Consider the following 21,414-nt stretch of genomic DNA (forward strand, 5'->3'; position numbering starts at 1 on the left):
CCACTAACCACTAACCACTAACCACTAACCACTAACCACTAACCACTAACCACTAACCACTAACCACTAACCACTAACCACTAACCACTAACCACTAACCACTAACCACTAACCACTAACCACTAACCACTAACCACTTAGATTAATATCTATTCCCCATATTTTTAGCTACAATACGCGCCGTTTAATTTTCTGGTAAATACGCAGTGGCTACTATCTCAAATAATTCAGTGTTAATGCTTCGTGCTCAGCAAATGACTGAGTCTCGTCGTGAATTTAAAGCGCGAGGAGCAAAGCTAACGCGTTGTGAGCGTTGTTTATTAGCGGAACACTATTGTATTTGTGAAGGCGTTGAGCAAGCTCAGTGTGATGCCGCGGTCTGTTTACTTATGTACCATAATGAGAGTTTTAAGCCGTCAAATACTGGCCGTTTAATTGCTGAAATCGTGCCAGATAACCATGCCTTTAAGTGGGATAGAACAAATCCAGATGAAGCCTTATTAAGCTTGTTGGCAAATCCTCAGTATCAGCCAATGGTTATTTTTCCTGCCAGCGATGTTGATGATGAAGAGCGGGTGATCACCGAAGTAACTCCTGTTGAAGGTAAGCGTCCTTTGTTTATCTTTTTAGATGGGACTTGGCGCGAAGCAAAGAAAATGATCCGTAAAAGCCCTTATCTAGATAATTTTCCTGTGCTTTCAATTACGCCTGAAAAGCTATCTGATTATCGATTACGTGTTGCTCCGCATGAGCATCAGTTAGGCACCGCTGAGGTGGCTATTATGGTACTTGCCCTTGCGGGTGAAGACGAGGCTACACAAAAGCTTGAGCAACATTTTATTAAGTTTAGAGATGCTTATCTGCTAGGTAAGCGTAATAAGGGACGCCCAGAGCAATAACTCTTTACTAAATTTTAGGCAAAAGAAAAGCGCGTACTATCTCTAGTCGCGCTTGCGGAATCTTCTTAATTTTTTGCATCCTGCAATTGAATCTAATCAACTCCCTAAACTTTGCCAATCCATGCGATTACACTTTACTTATTGGTTCTGTGCAATATAAGGCAATCCCGCCTTGTTTCCTTGTTAGTCCTTTACATCCATGCTGGTAATTACTTTACCACTCCCTTACGTGCCATCCTGACACTATCCCTTTGTTTGCAAATCCATTGCGATGCCCTAACGGCCTGTCCTTTATTCCACTTTTTGAACTTCCTGTATAACAACGTCCTGTTGTCATGCCATTCCACATCATCCTGATGTTGTCCGTAGGTTGTCACTCCATTGCGTTACTCTTCCTGAGCCTGTCCTTGATTCCTTATTCTCCTAATGAACCTTATTCCGCGGTATTATGAGTAATGCTTCCTTATCCATCTACTCATTAAGCTTCTTGCTTAGTTGATGTAAGTAATTATAGAGAAATGGGCGAAGCTGAGTAGGTCAAAATCTTACTTAATCTGCTGGTTATTTTATTGTCATTTAAAAGATGTTGTTGTATTTCAAGCGCTTATATTGTTTTGTGCAGTGTTTGCTGGTGGTTTTTACTCAATAACTGCCATGTGGGTGAGATATGTCTTACATGCAAATTCCTAAATGGCAGTTAGGTTGATTGAAATATAAGTTTAAACGGGTGCACTTTGCCTTAACTCTAGGTAAAATATTTTGATAATTGTTACTATTTAGGTGCTATAAAATGAAGAAAACAGCCTTAGTATTACTTAGCGCATTATTAAGCGCGCCTACATTCGCTGCAGATGTAGTAAATATTTACTCGTTTCGTCAACCATTCTTAATTCAGCCTATTTTGGATGATTTCACTAAGCAAACAGGTATTAAAACTAATGTGGTTTTTGCCAAAAAAGGTTTAATTGAGCGTGTAAAGCGTGAAGGTAAGCACAGTAAGGCTGATTTAGTATTAACCTCAAATTTTAGTGCGCTGATTCAATTAGAAGATTTAGGCTTAACGCAATCAATTAATAGTGATGTGGTTAATGCGAATGTGCCAAGCACTTTTCGCGATGCCGACGGTCAATGGATAGCACTTACTAAACGTGTACGTAATGTTTACTCTGCAAAAGAGCGTGTTGGTGCACTTGCTGAATTAACTTACGAGGATTTAGCCGATCCAAAATACAAAGGTAAGATCTGCACTCGATCTGGTAAACACCCTTACAATTTAGGTTTAGTTGCTTCTATGGTTGCTCACCATGGCGAAGCAAAAACTAAGCAATGGCTTGAGGGCGTAAAAGCCAATTTAGCACGTAAGCCGCAAGGTAATGACAGAGCGCAAGTCAAAGCCGTAAAAGAAGGTTTATGCGATCTGGCGTTAGGCAACAGCTATTATTTTGGCAAAATGATGCAAGATGATCAGCAAAAATCATGGGCTGAAGCGGTTTATATTAACTTCCCTAACCAAACAAACCGTGGCTCTCATATCAATGTATCGGGCGTTGTTATGACCCGTTATGCTAAAAACCCTGAAAATGCCTTGAAACTGGTTGAGTATATGACCGACAATAAGGCGCAAAATATGTATGCTTCAGTTAATATGGAATACCCTGTAAAGCAAGGGGTTGCATTATCTGAGATGGTTGCATCATGGGGTGAGTTTAAAGAAGATAGCCTTCCTCTTGATGAGATCAGCAAATATCGCCCTGTGGCACTGAAGCTGATTGACGAAGTAAAGTTTGATTTATAACGAGGATATTTCTCGTAACACATTTTTATAAAAGCTGTTTTTTAACAGCTTTTATTTTATCTGGTATTAATCCACTTATGCATGTGAAGTTTTCGCTGTCGCGTTGGCAGCTTATAGCCTGGCTTATTGGCCTGTTGCTTGTTACGCCATTAGGCTTTTTACTATTTGAATCTCTGCAAGGAGATTCAGATGTATTTCAGCACCTTTTCGATACTGTGCTGTGGGATTATACCCGTAATACTCTCATACTCATTGCAGGGGTAGGGCTGCTGAGCTGTGTAATAGCATTGCCGTTAGCTTGGTTAACTGCATATTGTGAGTTTCCTGGGCGTAAGCAATTTGAATGGGCATTAATGCTTCCATTAGCAATGCCAACTTATCTAATCGCCTATGTGTATACTGACTTACTAGATTACGCTGGGCCAGTACAAATCGCCCTTCGAGACTGGTTTGGTTGGCAGTCACCAGACGATTACTGGTTTTTTGATATTCGTACATTATCTGGGGCTATTATTATGATTGCCTTGGTACTCTATCCCTACTTATTCCTTATTTTTAAAACGGCACTCAGAGAGCAGTCTTTTAAACTAGTACAAGCTAGTCAGCTGATGGGGTTATCGCCATTACAAAGCTTTCTGCGCGTTAGTTTGCCTCTTGGTCGTGGGGCGATTGTGGCAGGGGTTACATTAATCAGTATGGAGGCCATGGCTGATTTTGCTACCGTCAATTACTTTGCTGTAAGTACGCTCACTACCGCTGTATACGATACGTGGCTTGGCTATTACTCATTAACGGCAGCGGCGAAAATTTCAGGTATCATGTTATTGATTTTGTTTTTAACCATCATGGTTGAACGTTTTAGTCGTCGTAATCAAGCTGTGTATGAACGTCAGTCAAGCGTTAACAGTGCAACCTTGTATCGCTTAAAAGGCAGTGCCGCATGGGCTGCAAGCTTGGCTTGCACAGTTGTGCTGGTATTGGCTTTTATCCTACCGGTTGGGGTATTAGTTAAATACGCTATTGTCTATGCAGATGAAGCATGGAATGGGGCATTTTTTAATTACGCTTGGCAAAGTTTTAAAGTGGCTGTTGTGGTGAGCATTGCAACTATCCTATTGAGCTTATTGGTATTGTTTTATCAGCGCATTGCGAAACAAGCTTACCCTTTGATCCCAGGACGTTTAGCAAGTACTGGCTACGCCTTACCTGGTACTGTGTTAGCTATTGCCGTATTACTACCATTAACTCAGCTGGATGATGCGTTAAACAATTGGCTTGAGCCTTTTGGTTTATCACCAGGATTACTTTTGAGCGGCACTTTATTTGCGATGATTTTTGCTTATGTTGTACGTTTTTATGCGATTGCGCATGGCGCGCTTGAAAGCAGTTTTTTACGTATTAGCCCATCGCTAGATATGGCCAGTCAATCAATGGGCAAAGGGCCCTTACAAACCCTTTGGCGAGTACATTTACCGCTATTAAAACGCGGCATTTTAACAGCTGGCTTGTTAGTGTTTATTGAATGCATGAAAGAGTTACCTGCGGCTTTATTACTCAGACCTTTTAATTTTGAAACCCTGGCAACTCATGTTTTTCAATATGTTAGTGATGAGCAATTGGAGCTTGCGTCAATTTCAGCCTTGTTTATCGTGTTAGTTGGGTTAATCCCTTTGTATTTCGTTAATCGTTCGATGGAGCAAAATCACTCATGAGTCATTTGATAATTAAAGACTTAGCTTATCAGTACAATGCGACTCAGGTGTTGAGTGAACTAAACCTCAATGTTGAACAAGATGAAATCGTCTGTTTGCTTGGCGCAAGTGGCTGCGGCAAAACTACTACCTTAAAGGCAATTGCCGGGATTTTACAGCCTGAGCAAGGCTATATGAGTATTGATTCAAAAGTGGTTAACGATAGTGGGCTGTTTGTTGCACCGGAAAAACGTAATATTGGCATGATGTTCCAAGACTATGCGTTGTTTCCTCATTTAACGGTAAGCGACAACATTGCGTTTGGCCTAAGCAATATTAGTAAAGCGCAAAAGCGCGAGCGTGTAGATGAAATGCTTAGCCTTGTTAAACTCGATGGTTGTGCACAGCGATATCCGCATCAGCTTTCTGGTGGACAGCAGCAACGAGTGGCAATAGCCCGTGCACTTGCTTACAAACCAAGTTTATTACTACTTGATGAGCCATTTTCGAATATTGATACACAAGTGCGTTTTGAGCTTATTGCCGATATACGTCGCATTATTAAAGATCAGCAGGTTTCTGCGGTATTTGTTACCCACTCGAAGGAAGAAGCTTTCGCGTTTGCCGACACGCTTGCGGTTATGCATGGTGGAAAAATCGCCCAACAAGGCTCTCCTGAGCAGTTATTTAGCCAACCTAACTCAAAGGTGGTTGCAGAGTTTCTTGGTACGGGCATATACTTAACGGCAAAAGTATTAACGCCAACTGAATATGAGACGGCGTTTGGTGTGGTTCACTCTTTGACGGCGAACAATGCAGATTGTCAGCAAGGCCAAGTGTATATAAGGCCGCATCATATTCAGTTGTGTGAAGCTGCGCACAGTGACGCAAACAGTTTAACTATCTTGCACAGGCGCTTTATCGGTACGCGTTATGTTTATCGTATCAATATTGCAGGGCAAGAGTGTGAAGTTGCTGCAGAGCAAGACCGCGTGTTAGCTGTTGAGCAGCCTGTAAAAATAAAAATAATGCCGCACACAGTCAATTTTTTTCATGATTAGTAATAAATAACAATCTTGAATCCTTGGCTTTGTGCAAATAACGAGAAGCTAAGGATTCACTATGGCGCAAGCGCAATCTGGGATTTGTGCTGAAGCAAACTTACATGGTTTGCACCTGTTTTTTAATGTTTACGATGGCCATGATGAGTCATTACGTAAAAAACTAAAACGCGTTAGCGTCATTCAAGATGAGTTTGCTGATCAGTTCTCAGAAGCCATGCTATCGTGTGTGGTTGCCCTTGGCGCTCAGTATTGGCCGCATATTCTGCCCGAGTTTATCCCTAGCCAATTGCAAAGCTTTCCGAATGTGACTCATAGTGAGCATGTGATTAGTGCGCAGCCATTTGACTTGTTTGTGCAAATTCGTTCAGACCGTGAAGATGTAAACCATCTATTTGCTCTGCAAATTCTAAAATTATTAACACCGGATGTTGAGCTGGTGGAGCAGGTCCGTAATTTTCGGTTTTTAGATGGACGTGATTTTAACGGCTTCATTTATGCAGGCGATACACCCCATGGCCGTCAAAAACGTAGTACAGCACTTATCGATAAACCGGGTCACTTTGAAGACCAAGGCAGTTATATTCATGTTCAGCGCTTTGTGCATGATTTGAGTGTCTGGCAGCATTTATCGTTGTCTGAGCAAGAGCAAATCATGGGGCGCACGCGTCTAGATAATACCTTGATTGTGCCTGCTGTAGAAACCAGTCATGCGGTTCGTAGTGAATTAAAAGATGAGCATGGCCAGCCACTTTTGCTAAACCAAAGCATGCCATTTGGTGATGTGCATAAGCAGGGAATTTTAATGGTTTCGTGTGCTGCGCAAGGGGATGCGTTTGAGCAGGTATTAAAGAGTCGCTTGGGGCAGGGCGATTGCTATGATCATTGGCTCGATTTTACTCAAGCCGATATGGGATCTGCGTTTTTCGCCCCGTCAGTAAACTTCTTAAAGCAACTTTAAACGGTATCGAATAAAGTGCGTACGCGATCAAGCGTTACATCGATTTCAGAAATCTTCGCAGGGGCGATAAAAATAGTGTCGTCGCCTGCAATGGTACCGAGTACACCATCCGCCTTACCGAGTGAATCAAGTAAACGAGCAATTAATTGTGCTGCGCCTGGACTGGTGCGAATAATAATCATCATTTCGTTATGCATAATATCAATAACAAGCTGACGCAGTGGGCTTTTCGCTGTTGGCACACCCATTTCAGCCGGTAAACAATAGACCATTTCTTGTTTTGCATTACGAGTACGTACTGCACCGAACTTGCTTAACATGCGAGAGACTTTACTTTGACTAATATTATCAAAGCCTTGCTCTTTTAATGCTTCGACAATCTCACCTTGTGAGCCGAAGTTTTCTTCTTTTAATAGCGCCTTAAACGCTTTGATCAGTGCTTCTTGTTTGTCTTGTGGTTGCATGTTGCCGTTTCTTTATTCATAAAATGTAGGGTAATTCTACACAACTCTGCATATTTATGCAGTATTAGTTTACAAAGTCGTCCAAAATGCTGTGTCTTTACAGCTAAGTTTACAACTATGGTCGAAATTATACGCGAAATAAGCAGGATAAATTTGTTTTTAGTCGCTAATTTCATTATCTTTAGGGCCACAAATATTTCCTACCTCAAATTACGGAGAATTCCAATGAAAGTTGCTGTTTTAGGCGCAGCTGGCGGTATCGGCCAAGCATTGTCTTTATTATTAAAAACAAGTTTACCTGCAGGTTCTGAATTATCGTTATACGATGTTGCCCCTGTTGTTCCTGGTGTAGCGGTTGATCTTTCTCACATCCCAACAGACGTTAAAGTTGAAGGCTTTGGTGCTGACAGCCTAGACGCAGCATTAGCTGGTTGTGATATCGTTCTTATCCCAGCGGGTATGCCACGTAAGCCAGGCATGGACCGTGCGGACCTTTTCAACGTAAACGCAGGTATCATCAAAACATTAGCTGAAGGCATCGTTAAAAACTGTCCTAAAGCGTTAGTAGGTATCATCACTAACCCAGTAAACGGCACTGTGCCAATCGTTGCTGAAGTATTCAAAAAAGCGGGTACTTACGATGCTAACCGTGTATTCGGTATCACAACGCTTGACGTCATCCGTTCAGAAGCATTTGTTGCTGAACTTAAAGGTTTAAGCGCAACTGATGTTAAAGTTCCAGTGATCGGCGGTCACTCAGGTACTACAATTCTTCCTCTTCTATCTCAAGTTGAAGGTGTTACTTTCACTGACGAAGAAGTTGCAGCATTAACTCCACGTATCCAAAACGCTGGTACTGAAGTTGTTAACGCTAAAGCGGGTGGCGGTTCAGCGACTCTTTCAATGGGTGCTGCTGCAGCACGCTTCTGTATGTCTTTAGTTAAAGGCTTACAAGGTGAAGAAGTAGTTGATTACGCATACGTTGCAGTTGAAAACGGTGACGCAGCATACTTCGCACACCCAGTTCGTCTAGGTAAAAACGGCGTTGAAGAAATCCTTTCTTACGGTGAGTTAAGTGCATTCGAAGAGCAAGCTAAAAACGACATGCTAGCTACACTTAACAAAGACATCCAAGAAGGTGTTGATTTCATCAACGGTTAATTCCGACAGATGATAGGCGGTTTTTTAAATCGCCGAAAACAAAAAAGCCTGCAAATGCAGGCTTTTTTAATGGCTCGAATAAATAGCGTTTAGTGATCGCGGGCAACGGCGATACGGGCCAAACTCTCTAAGGCTTGTTTGTACGGTGTATCTGGTAAGAACTCAATACAAGCAATTGCTTTGTCAGCTTCTTGCTCAGCTTTTTGCATTGCAAACTCAAGGGCCTTAGTGTCAGCTAATGCCGCTAGAATGCTCTCTAAGTGGTCCATACCATTACCAAGCTCAATTGCTTCTCGTACTAGCTTAACTTGCTCTGGTGTGCCTTTTTGCATTGCGTAGATAAGCGGTAGGGTAGGTTTACCTTCAGCTAAATCATCGCCAATGTTTTTACCAAGTTGCTCGGCATCAGCATTGTAATCTAGAACATCATCCACTAATTGGAATGCAGTGCCAAGATGCATTCCGTATAAGTTTAATGCTTCAAGGGTTTGTTCGTCTTGCTCGGTAATAATTGCAGCAAGGCCGGTTGCAGCTTCGAACAATTTTGCCGTTTTGCTGTAAATAACCTGCATATAGCTTTGTTCTGTCGTGTCAGGGTCATTACAATTCATTAGCTGTAATACTTCGCCTTCAGCGATGACATTGGTTGCATCAGCTAAAATTTGCATGATTGGCATTTTACCTAGGCCAACCATAAGCTGAAATGAACGTGTATAGATAAAGTCACCCACCAAAACGCTCGCTGCATTACCAAACTCTGCGTTGGCTGTAGGCGTACCACGGCGCAAATGTGACTCGTCGACAACGTCGTCATGCAATAAAGTTGCGGTATGAATAAATTCGATGATAGTGGCAAGCGTAATATGGTCTTTGCCCTCATAACCAAGTGCTTTTGCCGCTAAAATGGCCAACATAGGACGAACGCGTTTACCGCCACTGTTTACTATGTATAAACCGAGTTGGTTAACCAATGCGACATCTGAGCGCATTTGGGCATGTATAAGTTGATTGACGTCATCCATTTCATTTTCGATTAACGTCTGGATAGCTTTTATATCCATTGATCTCCGAGCCAATATTTATGGGTATACGGGGCTGATTGTACAACAAAAAAAGCGCTTGCTCGATATTTTGTGATGATTCAGTAAAAAAACACTGTAAAGTTTTTTATTTGAGATCAATTTAGCCAAGATAAATTTATAGTCTTGATTAATAAGTGATCAGCTTTTTGAATTTTCAAGGTGCGTATTATTAGCGTAATTTAATTGTCATGAGATCGTAAAAACCGCTTGGCATGTGGTGTTTTTAGGATAGAATAGGGGAAAATATTGAATTGCTCTCAATGCAGCTATTTTTTATTCATTTTATCGAAAAAGAGGCTTGCTAGTTTTTGCACATTAGCGTAAACTTCGCGCCCTATTGAAGAATATTTTAGTTGCGTCGATTTGAGGGCGCACAGACGGAGTTAATTATGTACGCGGTTTTCCAAAGTGGTGGTAAACAGCACCGTGTGACTGAAGGTCAAACAATTCGTCTTGAGAAATTAGACGTTGAAACTGGTGCAGCAGTTGAATTTGATTCAGTACTTTTAGTTGCTGATGGTGAGAAAATCGAGATCGGTGTACCGTTCGTAAACGGTGGTAAAGTAACAGCTGAGGTTGTTTCACACGGTCGCGGTGAGAAAGTTAAGATTGTTAAATTTAGACGTCGTAAGCATTCTCGTAAGCAAATGGGCCATCGTCAATGGTTCACTGAAGTTAAAATCACTGGCATTAGCGCTTAATTAGAGGTACTGAGAAATGGCACATAAAAAAGCAGCTGGTAGTACTCGTAACGGTCGCGATTCAGAAAGCAAACGCCTAGGTGTTAAGCGTTTTGGTGGCGAATCAGTTCTAGCGGGTAGCATCATTGTTCGTCAACGTGGTACTCGTTTCCACGCTGGCGCAAACGTAGGTATCGGTAAAGACCACACTATCTTCGCAAAAGCAGATGGTAAAGTTCAATTCGAACAGAAAGGTCCTTTAAACCGTAAATACGTAAATATCGTAGCTGAGTAATCATCTCGATATTTGAAAAACCCCGCCTTTGCGGGGTTTTTTGTTTTAAGGCTCATAAATATATACCTAAGCGCCTTGGCATTGGGTGCTGAATAAGGCACTTAGGTATATAATAGAGTTATTAACAAGCCAATCTTAAAGTGAGTAATCATGAAGTTTGTAGATGAAGTAGAAATTCGTTGTGACGCGGGTGATGGCGGCAGCGGTGTCGTATCTTTCCGACGTGAAAAATATGTACCAGATGGCGGTCCTGATGGCGGCGACGGCGGCGATGGCGGCAGCGTTTATCTACAAGCCGATGAAAACTTAAATACGTTAATTGATTACCAATTTGAGCGTTTTCATAAAGCAGAGCGCGGCACAAATGGCCAAAGCCGTAACATGACTGGTAAAAAAGGCGCTGATTTAACGCTTAAGGTGCCTGTTGGTACACGTATCATTGATGTTGATACTGAAGAGTCATTAGGTGATTTGACCCAGCATGGTCAAAAGGTTGTTGTTGCAAAAGGTGGTTTCCATGGCTTGGGGAACGCACGTTTTAAATCAAGTACAAACCGTGCGCCACGTCAAAAAACACTAGGTACACCTGGTGAAGTTCGCAGCTTACGCTTAGAGCTAATGCTACTTGCTGATGTTGGCTTACTTGGTTTACCAAATGCTGGTAAATCAACGTTTATCCGCAGTGTTTCTGCAGCTAAACCAAAAGTGGCAGATTACCCGTTTACGACGCTTATTCCTAATCTTGGTGTAGTACGCCCAGATGCGAATAAGTCATTTGTAATTGCTGATATTCCAGGTCTAATCGAAGGGGCTTCAGATGGTGCAGGCCTTGGTATTCGCTTCTTAAAGCACTTAGAGCGTTGTCGTGTATTACTGCATATCATTGATGTTATGCCTGTTGATGGCACAAATCCGGTTGATAATGCCTTTGCGATTATTAATGAGCTACACCAATATAGCCCTAAGCTTGCTGAAAAGCCGCGCTGGTTAGTATTTAACAAAATTGACCTATTACCAGAAGATGAAGCTGAAGCGCTGTGTAATGAAATTGCCGAAGAGCTAGGTGAAGAGGTTAATGTTTACCGTATCTCTGCAGCAAATAAGCAAAATACTCAAGCACTATGTCATGACATTATGGCGCTACTTGATAGTATGCCGAAAGAGAAATTCGCTGAAGAAGAGAAAGAAGAAGTTGAATTTAAGTGGGATACTTATCATCAGAAAGCAACATCTCAAGACGATGATGATTGGGATGACGACTGGGATGATGATGACTACGATGTAGAAGTTATCTACCAACGATAAAATTTTAAAACTGAAAAGGAGCCATGCGCTCCTTTTTTATTAATAAGAAAAAAGTATTAAGGTTTAGTGTGAAAATTTCAATGATTGCTGCTATGGCAAATAACCGAGTAATTGGCCAAGACAACCAAATGCCATGGCATTTACCCGCCGATCTGCAACACTTTAAAAAAGTAACCATGGCAAAGCCTGTGATCATGGGCCGTAAAACATTTGAATCAATAGGTCGGCCTTTACCAGGTCGTCAAAATATTATTATCACGCGTAATGCTGATTACACAGCTGAAGGTATTGAGGTGGTTACTTCACCAGAGGCTGCGCTGGAATTGGTTGCTGATGTTGAAGAAGTAATGATTATAGGTGGCGGAAATATATACGAACAATTTCTATCTCAAGCAGATCGTCTATACTTAACATTCATCGACCTTGAAGTGGCCGGTGATACGCAGTTTCCAGATTACGAAAGTGTTGCTAATTGGACAGTTGCCGAGCAAGAAAAGCATCAGCCTGATAACAAAAACCCTTACTCGTATACTTTTGTAACCCTGTATAAAAACTCGTAACATTATTGCGGTAAAATTAATTAGTTGGTACAATATTACACAATCTTGGTAAGAAGAAAGTATTACATAAGGGCAAAATATGATGAAGTTACCAAATATGTTACTTGCAGCGGCTGTTGTTTCAGCGTCAGTTGCGTATACAGCACCAGCAAAAGCTGATGATCAATTAGCGGTTTCTATCTGTGAGTACATCGCAGCTGATGATAAAAACCGTTTACGTAGTAAGCTTAAAAGCTCACGTGTGAAAATTCGTAACATCTTTGATGCTGTAAAATGTAACGGCAACAATATGCTTCGTCATGCAATTGAAAGCGGCGCTGCGGATGCTGGTGAATACATCGTTAAGAACTTATCTAAAAGCTCTTTAGCAGACGGTGCAGACATCGCATGGGCAGAATCAAACGGCCACGGTGGTTCTCCACTAATCGCTGTTATTAAAGACCGCGCAGGCCTTTAATTGAAACGCCAATAGAATTTAAGAAACCGCACTCGTTGCGGTTTTTTTGTGCCTGAATAACACCTTATAAAGTGAATACATACAAAAAACCGTGTTTGTTTTCACAAACACGGCTTCTATCTTTGTTAACTCGTAACTCGTAACTCGTAACTCGTAACTCGTAACTCGTTTACAGCTTCTTAAACTTTAAACGCGTCTACCGATAAACGTAGTTCTTCGGCTAACTTAGCAACTTCTGAACTTGAAATATTGGTTTGGTTTGCGCCCTCAGCTGTTTGCTCTGCAATTGCCACAATTGACTCTAAGCGTTCACTAATTTCTTGCGATACTTGTTGCTGTTCGTGAGCGGCTGTCGAGATCTCTTCACTTACATTATGCGCTTGTGCAACGGCTGCTGTGATTGAGTCAAGGGCTGTGTTGGCAAGGTCTGATTGCTCAACACAAGACTCAGCCTGTTGCTTACCTTTCGACATTGCCGATACAGCAGCCTCTGCACCAACCTGAAGCGATTCAATCATAGCTTGGATCTCTTGCGTCGATTCTTGAGTCTTACTCGCTAGAGAGCGTACTTCGTCAGCTACAACAGCGAAGCCTCGACCTTGTTCACCGGCACGGGCTGCTTCAATTGCAGCATTCAGTGCAAGTAGGTTAGTTTGCTCTGCAATGCCACGAATAACATCTAAGATGCCACCAATTGATGCGCTATCTTTGTGTAGCTTATTGATAACTTGTGATGCATCATCAACTTCACGAGCAAGTTGTTCAATAGTCGCTTTGTTTTGCGAAGAAATACCTTTAACACGGTCAGCTTCTTTATCTGCGTTCTTGATTTCACTAAGTGCCTGTTGAGCACTGCTGCTTACCGCTTGTGATGTGCTGCTCATTTCCGTGGTTGCTGTAGCAGCTTGTTCTACTTGCGCTTGTTGATTACGAATAGCTTGGCTTGATTCTTCAGTGATTGCTGAAGTTTCTTCAGATGCAGCTGCAAGCTGTGTAGAGCGAGAGATAATGCCTTGAATAAGCGTACGTAAACTTTCGATTAGCGTATTACAACTACGTGATAGCTCACCAAACTCGTCTTTAGCAGAGTCGTCTAGGCGTTGAGTCATATCGCCGCTAGCAACAATATCAAGAATACGGTTTACTTCAGAAAGTGGTTTAGTAATACGGCTAACAGTAATTGCTGCAACAGCAATTGCAATTAAAGTGGCGATAACCATGGCAATCCAAGTCCAGATGGTTGCTGTAGATACGTTACCACTTACATCTTGCTGTAAGTCAAAAGCAAGTACAGTTGCTTGGTCAACAAGCTCTTTAAGTTGTTTTAGGGCTTCAGTCGTTGATTTCTCTGCATTTGCAAGTTCAGCTTGAGTTTGTGCAATTGCATCAATTAAACGCTTTTTATTTGCTGATAGGCTGTTGTTGCCACGTACGTTATTTACAAGGTTTTCAACATAACTGTTTAGGTCATTATATAAATCAGCATTACTTTCAATGATAGCTGGGCGAATAAGGCCAAGGCTGCGCTCAACTTCTTCTAAGTAATAAACTTGTTCGTTTTTCACGATATCTAACGTGTTAAGAGTTTTAACCGTTAGCATATCGGTACTGTTAGTTACTACCGACTGGAAGTTGTTTTCCATGTTGTTAGCAGCTTGGTAGGCACGTGAATGGTTCTCTTCAAGACCATCAATATCAATTATATCAAGCACAACAGAGTTAGCATCTTCTGCGCTGATCTCAATATCTTCAAGCTGGGTGCGCAGCGTATTGTTAAGTTCAAGTTGAGTTTGTTTATCCTTAAAAAGGTTATCGACAGACTTGGCAAAGCGCTTATAAGTTTGCTCAACTTCTTGACTGCTTTGTTTTAATTTAGGGTCGTTACTCACTATTTGTTGTAGGTCTTGATAAGAGCTATCGTAACGCTTTTTCTGCTCGGTAAAGTTCTTGCGAATAGTTGCTAATTCATCTTGTGATGTAGTGTAAAAACTAGCTTGCGCTGATTTACTCATCAGGATGAATTCAACCTGCAACTCATAACTTTTGTCGAGGGCCGGTAATGACAGCTGATTAACTCGCTGTGTCGATTGATCAATGTTGGTAATTCTGATCAACGAGTTACCACCAATAAATAGCAGGAGTAACGTAATAACAATAAAGCCACCCCAAATACGCTGTCTAACGGTCAAGTTCATATGTAATTCCAGAAAATAGTACTAATCAACACTTATCGGCAAGGTTGCCAATTAGTTAAGTATTTAAATTTAATTAGCTTAAAATTAAATTAACTTTAATTGTTATAAATCTAACAGATGTTCAGCTATTTTTCAGTTTATTTAGATAAAAGAGTGGGATTTTTCGACAAAACAGTCTTTTTTGCTGAGTTCCATGAGGGTCATCGCGCCTCCCCATACACAGCCAGTGTCGAGGGCATGAATATTTTCGGCTTTAACTTTACCTTCTAAAGCAGCCCAATGACCAAATGTGATCTGTTGCTTGAGCTTACTTATACTCGGATGCTCAAACCAAGGGATTATTGAGCTATCTTCACTAATGCTGGTTTTATTGCTGAAATCGAGTTCACCAAGCAAATTAACGAAGCGCATGCGCGTGAAGTAATTAACGATATAACGAAATTTAGCCTCGTTAGGTAGCGTTGATTGCCATTCTAATGGGTGGGGTTCATACATATTGGCAAAGTAATGATAGGCATCACTACCTTGGTAGCAACTTTCGGCAAAGCGAGCGCGTTTTAATGCTTTTTTTATTGACCAATTTGGATTTAAGCCAGCATGGCTTATCAGCATGTCATAGCGTTCAAGCCAAATCGCTAATGGTTGTTGTTGCAAAAAGTGAATATATTCAGGGAGCTTTGGGCTGTCAAAAACACCAGCAAGCTTATCTTTTGGATTTGCTGGTTTATTTAGATAATGACAAGCAATTAGGTGTAAATCATGATTACCAAGAGTAATAGTTACACTGCCTTGCATAGTATGAAGGCGCTCGAGGCAAGCGAGTGAATCTGGACCTCGAGCAACAATATCGCCAACTAAGTAAAGGTGATCTTGGCTTGGGTTGAAGTTGACACGTTTTAGTAACGCATCAAATTCACTATAACAGCCTTGTAAGTCACCAATTGCGTAGTTAGCCATTATTACCTAATGCAATATGTTTGGACGAGCTAAACGAAACACCTCGATTGGCGCTTCAAACTCAGTCCCAAATTCGTTACGCATGGTGTAATGGCCTTGCATCGTCCCAACAGGAGTATCAAGCACTGCACCACTGGTGTATTTGTAGCTTTCACCTGGGGCAATGGTAGGTGTTTCACCCACAACCCCTTCACCTTGTACTTCCACTTCTTTGCCGTTGGCATCGGTAATTAACCAGTAACGACTCAATAGCTTAGCACTGCATAAACTGTGGTTTTTAATGGTGATTGAGTAAGCAAAAACGTATTTATCTTGTTCAGGCTCTGATTGACCTTCTACATAGAAGGTTTCAACCGACACCTTAATTGGAGAACCTAAATTACTGCTTGTTGTCATAAATCCAATTAGCTATATCAATAAATTGTTGTAAAGATAGGCTTTCAGCACGCAGAGTGATATCAATGCCGATGCTTGTTAGTTCTTCAGCTGTCAGTAAGTTAGATAAACTATTACGTAAAGTCTTACGGCGTTGATTAAAGGCTTCTAAACATACCGTGTTTAGTAACTTAGTGCTTTTAGCTGAACGTTGCTCAGGCTTTTTAGGGATCAAGCGAATAACTGCTGAATCTACTTTAGGTGCAGGCTTAAAGCACTCTGGCGGCACATCAATCACTGGCATTGCGTGACAGTAATATTGTGTCATCACGCTTAAGCGACCAAAGGCTTTACTGCCCGGGCCTGCGACCATACGTTTGACCACTTCTTTTTGCAGCATAAAATGCATGTGCTCTACGTTATCCGCGAACTCAAATAAATGGAAGAGCAGTGGGGTCGAAACGTTGTATGGTAAGTTACCAAAAATCTTTAACTTTTCGTCAGACTTGATCAAAGAGCTAAAATCGAATTTCATTGCATCGCCTTGATGCACTGTTAACTTTGGCCCTAAGAATGGGTGGCTCGTTAAACGTTCAGCTAAGTCTTTATCTAGCTCAACAACCGTTAGGTGGCCACTTAAATCAGCGACTGGCTCAGTGATTGCACCAAGACCCGGGCCGATTTCTACTAAATTGTCTTCAGGTTTAGGATCGATAGCCGTGACGATTTTGTCGATGATCATGTCATCGTTTAAAAAGTTTTGACCAAAACGCTTACGAGCGCGGTGTCCTAAATGTACTTTATCTGTCATTGATTCTGTGCTTTTTCATGGGCGAGCTTAATTGCTTCGCGGATCGCTAATTCAAAACTACCTACATCAGCAGTACCTGTGCCGGCTAAATCGAGAGCCGTACCGTGATCTACAGAGGTGCGAATAAATGGCAGGCCAAGGGTGATGTTGACCGAATTGCCGAAACCTTTGTATTTTAGCACAGGTAATCCCTGATCGTGATACATTGCAAGCACGGCATCTGCTTGCGAGAGGTATTTATCTTGGAACAAGGTGTCAGCAGGCAAAGGTCCAATTAAGTTCATGCCTTGATTATTTAACAGCTCTAAAGTTGGCGCTATGGTATCAATTTCTTCAGTGCCTAAATGACCATCTTCGCCAGCATGTGGATTTAGACCACAGACGAGGATACGCGGTTTTTCAATACCAAACTTAGTTTGTAAGTCATGGTTTAAAATAGTGGCAACTTTACTTAAACGTTCAACGGTGATTGCGCGCGATACATAAGCAAGCGGTATATGCGTCGTAACAAGCGCTACACGTAAGCCTTCTGTAGCTAACAACATCACTACATCGGCAGTATTCGATTGCTGCGCAAAGTACTCAGTGTGACCGCTGAATGAGATACCTGCTTTGTTGATAATCCCTTTATGCACAGGACCTGTTACAACAGCGGCAAAGGTACCATCCATATTTTTTTCACTGGCAATGCGCAGTGTATCCAGCACGTATTGACCATTGGCGTCATTAAGTACGCCCACTTCAACGTCAGAGCCTAAATCTACTTGATGTAAGTAAACGCTGCCTGCAGGGGCAATGCTTGGGGCTTGGCTGTCATCGAAGTCAATTAAATTAATATCTAAACCAAGCAATTTAGCGCGCTGTTTTAACAGCGCGCCATCAGCAATCACCACCAGTTGGGCATCCCACTGGTGCTGGGCTAACTTAATAAGTAAATCAGGGCCAATACCGGCTGGCTCACCTGGGGTAATTGCAATTCTAATGGTCATAATTTTTATTCTGTTGGGAAAATATCAACGTGCGCTTGTTCACGCATTTCTTGCTGCCAGTTGAAACTTTCTTCTTTAAATTTACGATTAAACAGTAGTTGGTGAGCGCGGTTACGCTTAGCTTGCTCTGTTTTATCAGCTACACGCTTATCAAGTAGCTGTACAATGTGCCAACCAAACTGTGTTCTGAATGGCTCGCTGATTTCATTTTTATCTAGAGAAAGCAGGGTATTTTTAAATTCTGGTACATAGGTGCTTGGATCAGTCCAATCGTACTCACCACCTTTTAATGCTGAACCCGGATCTTCAGAGTATTCTTTAGCAAGTTCACCAAAGTCAGCTTTACCTTCACGTAGCTCTTTTGCAAAACCTTTTAGCATGTCACGCGCTTTTTCTTCGCTTAAGATGATAGAAGGCTTAATTAAGATGTGACGTGAACGAACCTCTGTTGTTTCAACAACTTGGCGACCACGAACATCTTGCACTTTAATGATGTGGAAACCAGCACCTGAACGAAGCGGGCCAACGATATCGTCTTTTTTATGGCCTTTTACCGCTTCTGCAAATAGTGATGGCATTTCGTTGATGCTCATCCAACCTAGCTGACCACCTTCAAGGGCTTTTGAACCGCTAGAAGATGAAATAGCGATACGCTTGAACTCTTTGCCTTCTTTTAAAAACTCGATAACTTTATCTGCACGTGTTTTAGCACTGGTGATTTCATCAGCTGTTGCATCACTTGGGATATCAATCAAGATATGACCAATATCATACTCTTCGGCATTCTTGCCTTGAGTTTCCATGATTTTAAGAAGGTTATCGATTTCTTGTGGGCTAATGTAAATACGGCGGTCAACGTTCGCACGCATTACTTGTTGCGTGGTGATTTCTTTACGAATTTCTTCACGGTATGCTGGGTAGCTCTCGCCTGCTGCCTCTATAGTGCGACGTAAATCAGCGATTGTACCGCCTTGCTCACGAGCCATATTTTCAAGTGTTTGGTCTAACTGAGAGTCAGAGATTTCTAAACCCATGCGCTCAGCAAGTTGCATCATCAGAGTTTGGTTTACTAAACGCTCGATTGCTTGAATGCGAAGCGTATCATCAGAAGGTAATTGCTGACCTTGCTCTTGCGCTTGAGTTTTTACGCGATTGATAATGGTGTCTACTTCACTTTGTAAAATAACACCTTGGTTAACTACACCAACGACTTTGTCAATTTCGACAGGTTTTGCGAAAACGCTTTGGCAAAGGCCAACTGTTAATAATGCAGATGCAAATAATTTTTTTAAATTCATACTTTTTCTAATACTCTTGCTAATAGTACTGCGGTACTAGTTATTAAGAAAATACGGTCTACGATAGCCAAAAATACCTTGTTGTAATAATTTTTGTGCATCATAACGGCTTTTACTTCCAAGCCCTTTTAATACGATATTGAAGCCAATACTGGTATCAAAGGTTGCTTGCTCTTGACCAATCGCCTGGTTTAAATCAGTTTCGATTTGACGACGGCCTGTGATTTGAAACGCCCAACAGCACGATTCATACTGAAGACCGCTGAAAACCTCAATGCTACGACCACTTTCTAAATCGCGGTGATAGCTGCCAACAAACTGCCAATCTTGCGATAGCGGAATGCTGGTAAATAGACCAACTTGCTCGATTGTATTGCCTGAGACATCATTTGCATAGCGATGGTTCAATTGCACGAGCTGTTTATCGTCACCTTTATAATCTAAGGTGATATTTGATTGAATAATTTCTTTACCATCAGTGTCGTATTGAATACCACCTGATAGATACCAGCGACGGTGCCAATGTAACATGGTTTGCGCTGCGAACAAGGCATTGTAGTTAGTATCAACATTAATACCTTGTGATGTAGGCTTGGCATCATCACTTAAATAGAAGATTTGGCCTGCGCTGAAATTAAATACTTCTTCGTTTTCATTGCTAAATAAGCGAGTAGTCGCACCTAACGTAAATTGGTTCGCAGTAGCAATACGGTCGATACTTGAGAAACGACGATCTCTAAATAAACCAAAAAAGTCATCTTGTAATTTTGCCGTATCGTAAAGGCCAATATTGGATTGGTCTTTATTTGGCGTATACAAGTACTGAATTTGTGGCTCAAGAGTTTGAATACCATCTTTGAAGAAAAACGCAGTATCACGTTCAAAATTTAATTGGCTGTATAAACGCACTTTTGGCAGGGTACGGGTGACTTTTTCGTCGTAGTCTGTCCCTGCTAAATCACCATGCTGGTTATATTCAGTATGTAATACGCTGAACTCAGATAAAAATGACCATGCGTATTCTTGATAACCAAAGCTTGCTTTAGGTTCTATGTGAACACGGCTTGCTTCATCAATAACTGCGTCATCATTCGTGAAATAACTAAGCTCACCATCAAGGGTCAAATCAACGCCATAAAAATCATACGCATCAGTTTGCGAAAAACTAATTTGTGGCAGTGCCGCATACGATTCGCGGTGATCACCAAGTACTTCAAAACTCTGTAGCTTAATATTGGTGCGCCAAGTGTCACCTAAGTGGGTGAGTGAACCTGTACGGTATAACTGAGTATCTGTGCGAGTCGCATAGCCAGAATTTAAATCGGTTAAGTAGTTATCATCACTAACGTTAGTAATATCGATATTACCGCGCCAGTTTTCACCAAAGTAACTTTGCTGTTGCCAATGGAATAGATAACGCGAGTCAACATTTGGCTCTTCATCATCTTTATCTAGATACTCAACGGCAATGAGACCGTTGTTTTGCTCAGTTAAATAACGAAACTCACCAATCATTTGCAAACCGCGTTTAGACATGTAGCGAGGCGTAATGGTGGCGTCGTAATTTGGAGCAATATTCCAGTAATACGGAGTGATAGTTTCAATACCGTAGCGGCCTGAACTAGAGAAGTTAGGCGTTAATAAACCTGATTTACGACGGTCATCTAACGGAAACGTAAAATAAGGAACATAAAGAACTGGCGTATCAAATACCCGTAATACGGTATTGTGGGTCTCGCCCCAGCCATCTTCGCTTGATAAGTCAATTTCGTCAGCTTCAATCGCCCACACAGGTGTTTCGCCCGGACAGGTAGTAAAGCTTGCGTTCATCAGGTTTAGGCCAGACTCGTTGACTGTTAGTTTTTCTGCGCCACCATGACCAAGTTGGTCGGTGAGCTTATAATCAGCACCAAGCAAGCTTAATTCAGAATTATTTAAATCCGCATTGAGCCCAGAACTATTAATTTGGCTTACTTTATCGCGATAAACGATAGGGCCGGTTGCATTAAGTAACCCACGTTGTTTGTCAATCAGTGCACTTTGTGCGGACAAATTCATCGTTAGGGTGTTAATATCTACATTACCGGTAAATTCTGCGCTTTGGGTACCCAATAGTTCAATATCATCGGATTTGATATCGATCATATTAAGTTCAAGGCCAGGGAGCGGTTGCCAAGCTCTGGTTTGCATTGAAGTGCCACAAAAATTGTGTGTCAGTTCAGTTTCGGCGAACGATGGTGCGCTAAGTACGCTTAGCATCATTATGCCCCAGGTTTTGCTCATTTAATGACCTTAATGCTCTTTGGTTGGATATAAGCTAGACATAATAAAGGAAAACAATGGCAAATACAGTAATTGACTTAGTGAAAAATAGATAT

The 21,414-nt window shown here is 41.6% G+C and carries 20 protein-coding genes; 11 read left to right on the forward strand and 9 right to left on the reverse strand.

All coding sequences use genetic code 11. The features are described from left to right. The first annotated feature begins 236 nt into the window (after positions 1 to 236). The 5 genes from L1D51_RS04370 to L1D51_RS04390 all read left to right on the forward strand — a co-directional run bounded on the left by L1D51_RS04370 (position 237) and on the right by L1D51_RS04390 (position 6,407). Complete coding sequence (locus L1D51_RS04370; RefSeq protein WP_055197840.1) at positions 237 to 899, forward strand: tRNA-uridine aminocarboxypropyltransferase; 663 nt, start codon at positions 237 to 239, stop codon at positions 897 to 899. A gap of 790 nt (positions 900 to 1,689) precedes the next feature. Beyond that, positions 1,690 to 2,694 (forward strand): Fe(3+) ABC transporter substrate-binding protein, encoded by a 1,005-nt coding sequence (locus L1D51_RS04375; RefSeq protein ID WP_239962818.1) that lies wholly within the window; start codon positions 1,690 to 1,692, stop codon positions 2,692 to 2,694. Positions 2,695 to 2,771: 77 nt separating this feature from the next. Further along, a complete protein-coding gene (locus tag L1D51_RS04380; RefSeq protein ID WP_054562781.1) occupies positions 2,772 to 4,406 on the forward strand; it encodes an ABC transporter permease in 1,635 nt (544 codons plus the stop codon). Continuing rightward, complete coding sequence (locus L1D51_RS04385; protein WP_055021165.1) at positions 4,403 to 5,446, forward strand: ABC transporter ATP-binding protein; 1,044 nt, start codon at positions 4,403 to 4,405, stop codon at positions 5,444 to 5,446. Before L1D51_RS04380 ends, L1D51_RS04385 begins: the two co-directional genes overlap by 4 nt. Before the next feature lie 61 nt (positions 5,447 to 5,507). Then, positions 5,508 to 6,407: a Dyp-type peroxidase gene (locus tag L1D51_RS04390; protein WP_054562779.1), complete on the forward strand. Its 900-nt coding sequence runs from the start codon at positions 5,508 to 5,510 to the stop codon at positions 6,405 to 6,407. Here L1D51_RS04390 and argR read toward each other — a convergent pair. After that, the gene (argR, locus tag L1D51_RS04395) at positions 6,404 to 6,871 is read right to left on the reverse strand and encodes a transcriptional regulator ArgR (protein WP_054551012.1); all 468 of its coding nucleotides are present in this window, start codon (positions 6,869 to 6,871) and stop codon (positions 6,404 to 6,406) included. The two genes, L1D51_RS04390 and argR, sit on opposite strands and share 4 nt — an antisense overlap. A 225-nt stretch (positions 6,872 to 7,096) precedes the next feature. Here argR and mdh point away from each other — a divergent pair, with 225 nt between their 5' ends. After that, positions 7,097 to 8,032, forward strand: coding sequence for a malate dehydrogenase (gene mdh, locus L1D51_RS04400; RefSeq protein ID WP_054562778.1), 936 nt, complete (start codon positions 7,097 to 7,099; stop codon positions 8,030 to 8,032). Between the two features lie 89 nt (positions 8,033 to 8,121). Here mdh and ispB read toward each other — a convergent pair whose 3' ends face one another. Then, positions 8,122 to 9,093 (reverse strand): octaprenyl diphosphate synthase, encoded by a 972-nt coding sequence (gene ispB / locus L1D51_RS04405; RefSeq protein WP_239962820.1) that lies wholly within the window; start codon positions 9,091 to 9,093, stop codon positions 8,122 to 8,124. Between the two features lie 410 nt (positions 9,094 to 9,503). On the opposite strand from ispB, the gene rplU reads away from it, so the two are divergent. The 5 genes from rplU (at position 9,504) to L1D51_RS04430 (ending at position 12,411) form a co-directional block, all read left to right on the forward strand. Then, complete coding sequence (gene rplU, locus L1D51_RS04410; RefSeq protein WP_036965957.1) at positions 9,504 to 9,815, forward strand: 50S ribosomal protein L21; 312 nt, start codon at positions 9,504 to 9,506, stop codon at positions 9,813 to 9,815. Between the two features lie 16 nt (positions 9,816 to 9,831). Next, positions 9,832 to 10,089 carry a 50S ribosomal protein L27 gene (gene rpmA / locus L1D51_RS04415; RefSeq protein ID WP_054551015.1) on the forward strand — a complete coding sequence of 86 codons (258 nt, stop codon included), beginning with the start codon at positions 9,832 to 9,834 and terminating at the stop codon, positions 10,087 to 10,089. A 150-nt stretch (positions 10,090 to 10,239) separates the two neighbouring features. Then, positions 10,240 to 11,394 (forward strand): Obg family GTPase CgtA, encoded by a 1,155-nt coding sequence (gene cgtA / locus L1D51_RS04420; protein WP_054562776.1) that lies wholly within the window; start codon positions 10,240 to 10,242, stop codon positions 11,392 to 11,394. Between the two features lie 80 nt (positions 11,395 to 11,474). Beyond that, positions 11,475 to 11,954, forward strand: a complete 480-nt coding sequence (gene folA, locus L1D51_RS04425) for a type 3 dihydrofolate reductase (protein WP_082401652.1) — start codon at positions 11,475 to 11,477, stop codon at positions 11,952 to 11,954. A 79-nt stretch (positions 11,955 to 12,033) separates the two neighbouring features. Continuing rightward, complete coding sequence (locus L1D51_RS04430; protein WP_054562775.1) at positions 12,034 to 12,411, forward strand: DUF3718 domain-containing protein; 378 nt, start codon at positions 12,034 to 12,036, stop codon at positions 12,409 to 12,411. A gap of 179 nt (positions 12,412 to 12,590) precedes the next feature. Here L1D51_RS04430 and L1D51_RS04435 read toward each other — a convergent pair whose 3' ends face one another. The 7 genes from L1D51_RS04435 to lptD form a co-directional block, all read right to left on the reverse strand. Further along, positions 12,591 to 14,606, reverse strand: coding sequence for a methyl-accepting chemotaxis protein (locus L1D51_RS04435; protein ID WP_054562774.1), 2,016 nt, complete (start codon positions 14,604 to 14,606; stop codon positions 12,591 to 12,593). Between the two features lie 141 nt (positions 14,607 to 14,747). Further along, the gene (locus L1D51_RS04440; protein WP_055197656.1) at positions 14,748 to 15,563 is read right to left on the reverse strand and encodes a symmetrical bis(5'-nucleosyl)-tetraphosphatase; all 816 of its coding nucleotides are present in this window, start codon (positions 15,561 to 15,563) and stop codon (positions 14,748 to 14,750) included. A gap of 6 nt (positions 15,564 to 15,569) precedes the next feature. Next, the gene (gene apaG / locus L1D51_RS04445) at positions 15,570 to 15,959 is read right to left on the reverse strand and encodes a Co2+/Mg2+ efflux protein ApaG (protein ID WP_054550996.1); all 390 of its coding nucleotides are present in this window, start codon (positions 15,957 to 15,959) and stop codon (positions 15,570 to 15,572) included. Further along, positions 15,943 to 16,749, reverse strand: coding sequence for a 16S rRNA (adenine(1518)-N(6)/adenine(1519)-N(6))-dimethyltransferase RsmA (gene rsmA, locus L1D51_RS04450; protein ID WP_054550997.1), 807 nt, complete (start codon positions 16,747 to 16,749; stop codon positions 15,943 to 15,945). The genes apaG and rsmA overlap by 17 nt, the downstream gene beginning before the upstream one ends. Continuing rightward, complete coding sequence (pdxA, locus tag L1D51_RS04455) at positions 16,746 to 17,738, reverse strand: 4-hydroxythreonine-4-phosphate dehydrogenase PdxA (RefSeq protein WP_054562772.1); 993 nt, start codon at positions 17,736 to 17,738, stop codon at positions 16,746 to 16,748. Before pdxA ends, rsmA begins: the two co-directional genes overlap by 4 nt. Positions 17,739 to 17,743: 5 nt before the next feature. Then, positions 17,744 to 19,036 (reverse strand): peptidylprolyl isomerase SurA, encoded by a 1,293-nt coding sequence (surA, locus tag L1D51_RS04460; protein WP_054562771.1) that lies wholly within the window; start codon positions 19,034 to 19,036, stop codon positions 17,744 to 17,746. A 36-nt stretch (positions 19,037 to 19,072) separates the two neighbouring features. Further along, positions 19,073 to 21,319, reverse strand: a complete 2,247-nt coding sequence (gene lptD, locus L1D51_RS04465) for an LPS assembly protein LptD (RefSeq protein WP_054562770.1) — start codon at positions 21,317 to 21,319, stop codon at positions 19,073 to 19,075. Positions 21,320 to 21,414 lie beyond the last annotated feature (95 nt).

Source organism: Pseudoalteromonas shioyasakiensis (assembly GCF_022398475.1).
In the GTDB taxonomy this organism is placed as follows: domain Bacteria; phylum Pseudomonadota; class Gammaproteobacteria; order Enterobacterales; family Alteromonadaceae; genus Pseudoalteromonas.

What these genes read in the sequence shown, in the direction of transcription:
- L1D51_RS04370 (WP_055197840.1), top strand. Translation starts at nt 237, where the DNA reads ATGCTTCGTGCTCAGCAAATGACTGAGTCTCGTCGTGAATTTAAAGCG.
- L1D51_RS04375 (WP_239962818.1), top strand. Translation starts at nt 1,690, where the DNA reads ATGAAGAAAACAGCCTTAGTATTACTTAGCGCATTATTAAGCGCGCCT.
- L1D51_RS04380 (WP_054562781.1), top strand. Translation starts at nt 2,772, where the DNA reads ATGCATGTGAAGTTTTCGCTGTCGCGTTGGCAGCTTATAGCCTGGCTT.
- L1D51_RS04385 (WP_055021165.1), top strand. Translation starts at nt 4,403, where the DNA reads ATGAGTCATTTGATAATTAAAGACTTAGCTTATCAGTACAATGCGACT.
- L1D51_RS04390 (WP_054562779.1), top strand. Translation starts at nt 5,508, where the DNA reads ATGGCGCAAGCGCAATCTGGGATTTGTGCTGAAGCAAACTTACATGGT.
- argR (WP_054551012.1), bottom strand. Translation starts at nt 6,871, where the DNA reads ATGCAACCACAAGACAAACAAGAAGCACTGATCAAAGCGTTTAAGGCG.
- mdh (WP_054562778.1), top strand. Translation starts at nt 7,097, where the DNA reads ATGAAAGTTGCTGTTTTAGGCGCAGCTGGCGGTATCGGCCAAGCATTG.
- ispB (WP_239962820.1), bottom strand. Translation starts at nt 9,093, where the DNA reads ATGGATATAAAAGCTATCCAGACGTTAATCGAAAATGAAATGGATGAC.
- rplU (WP_036965957.1), top strand. Translation starts at nt 9,504, where the DNA reads ATGTACGCGGTTTTCCAAAGTGGTGGTAAACAGCACCGTGTGACTGAA.
- rpmA (WP_054551015.1), top strand. Translation starts at nt 9,832, where the DNA reads ATGGCACATAAAAAAGCAGCTGGTAGTACTCGTAACGGTCGCGATTCA.
- cgtA (WP_054562776.1), top strand. Translation starts at nt 10,240, where the DNA reads ATGAAGTTTGTAGATGAAGTAGAAATTCGTTGTGACGCGGGTGATGGC.
- folA (WP_082401652.1), top strand. Translation starts at nt 11,475, where the DNA reads ATGATTGCTGCTATGGCAAATAACCGAGTAATTGGCCAAGACAACCAA.
- L1D51_RS04430 (WP_054562775.1), top strand. Translation starts at nt 12,034, where the DNA reads ATGATGAAGTTACCAAATATGTTACTTGCAGCGGCTGTTGTTTCAGCG.
- L1D51_RS04435 (WP_054562774.1), bottom strand. Translation starts at nt 14,606, where the DNA reads ATGAACTTGACCGTTAGACAGCGTATTTGGGGTGGCTTTATTGTTATT.
- L1D51_RS04440 (WP_055197656.1), bottom strand. Translation starts at nt 15,563, where the DNA reads ATGGCTAACTACGCAATTGGTGACTTACAAGGCTGTTATAGTGAATTT.
- apaG (WP_054550996.1), bottom strand. Translation starts at nt 15,959, where the DNA reads ATGACAACAAGCAGTAATTTAGGTTCTCCAATTAAGGTGTCGGTTGAA.
- rsmA (WP_054550997.1), bottom strand. Translation starts at nt 16,749, where the DNA reads ATGACAGATAAAGTACATTTAGGACACCGCGCTCGTAAGCGTTTTGGT.
- pdxA (WP_054562772.1), bottom strand. Translation starts at nt 17,738, where the DNA reads ATGACCATTAGAATTGCAATTACCCCAGGTGAGCCAGCCGGTATTGGC.
- surA (WP_054562771.1), bottom strand. Translation starts at nt 19,036, where the DNA reads ATGAATTTAAAAAAATTATTTGCATCTGCATTATTAACAGTTGGCCTT.
- lptD (WP_054562770.1), bottom strand. Translation starts at nt 21,319, where the DNA reads ATGAGCAAAACCTGGGGCATAATGATGCTAAGCGTACTTAGCGCACCA.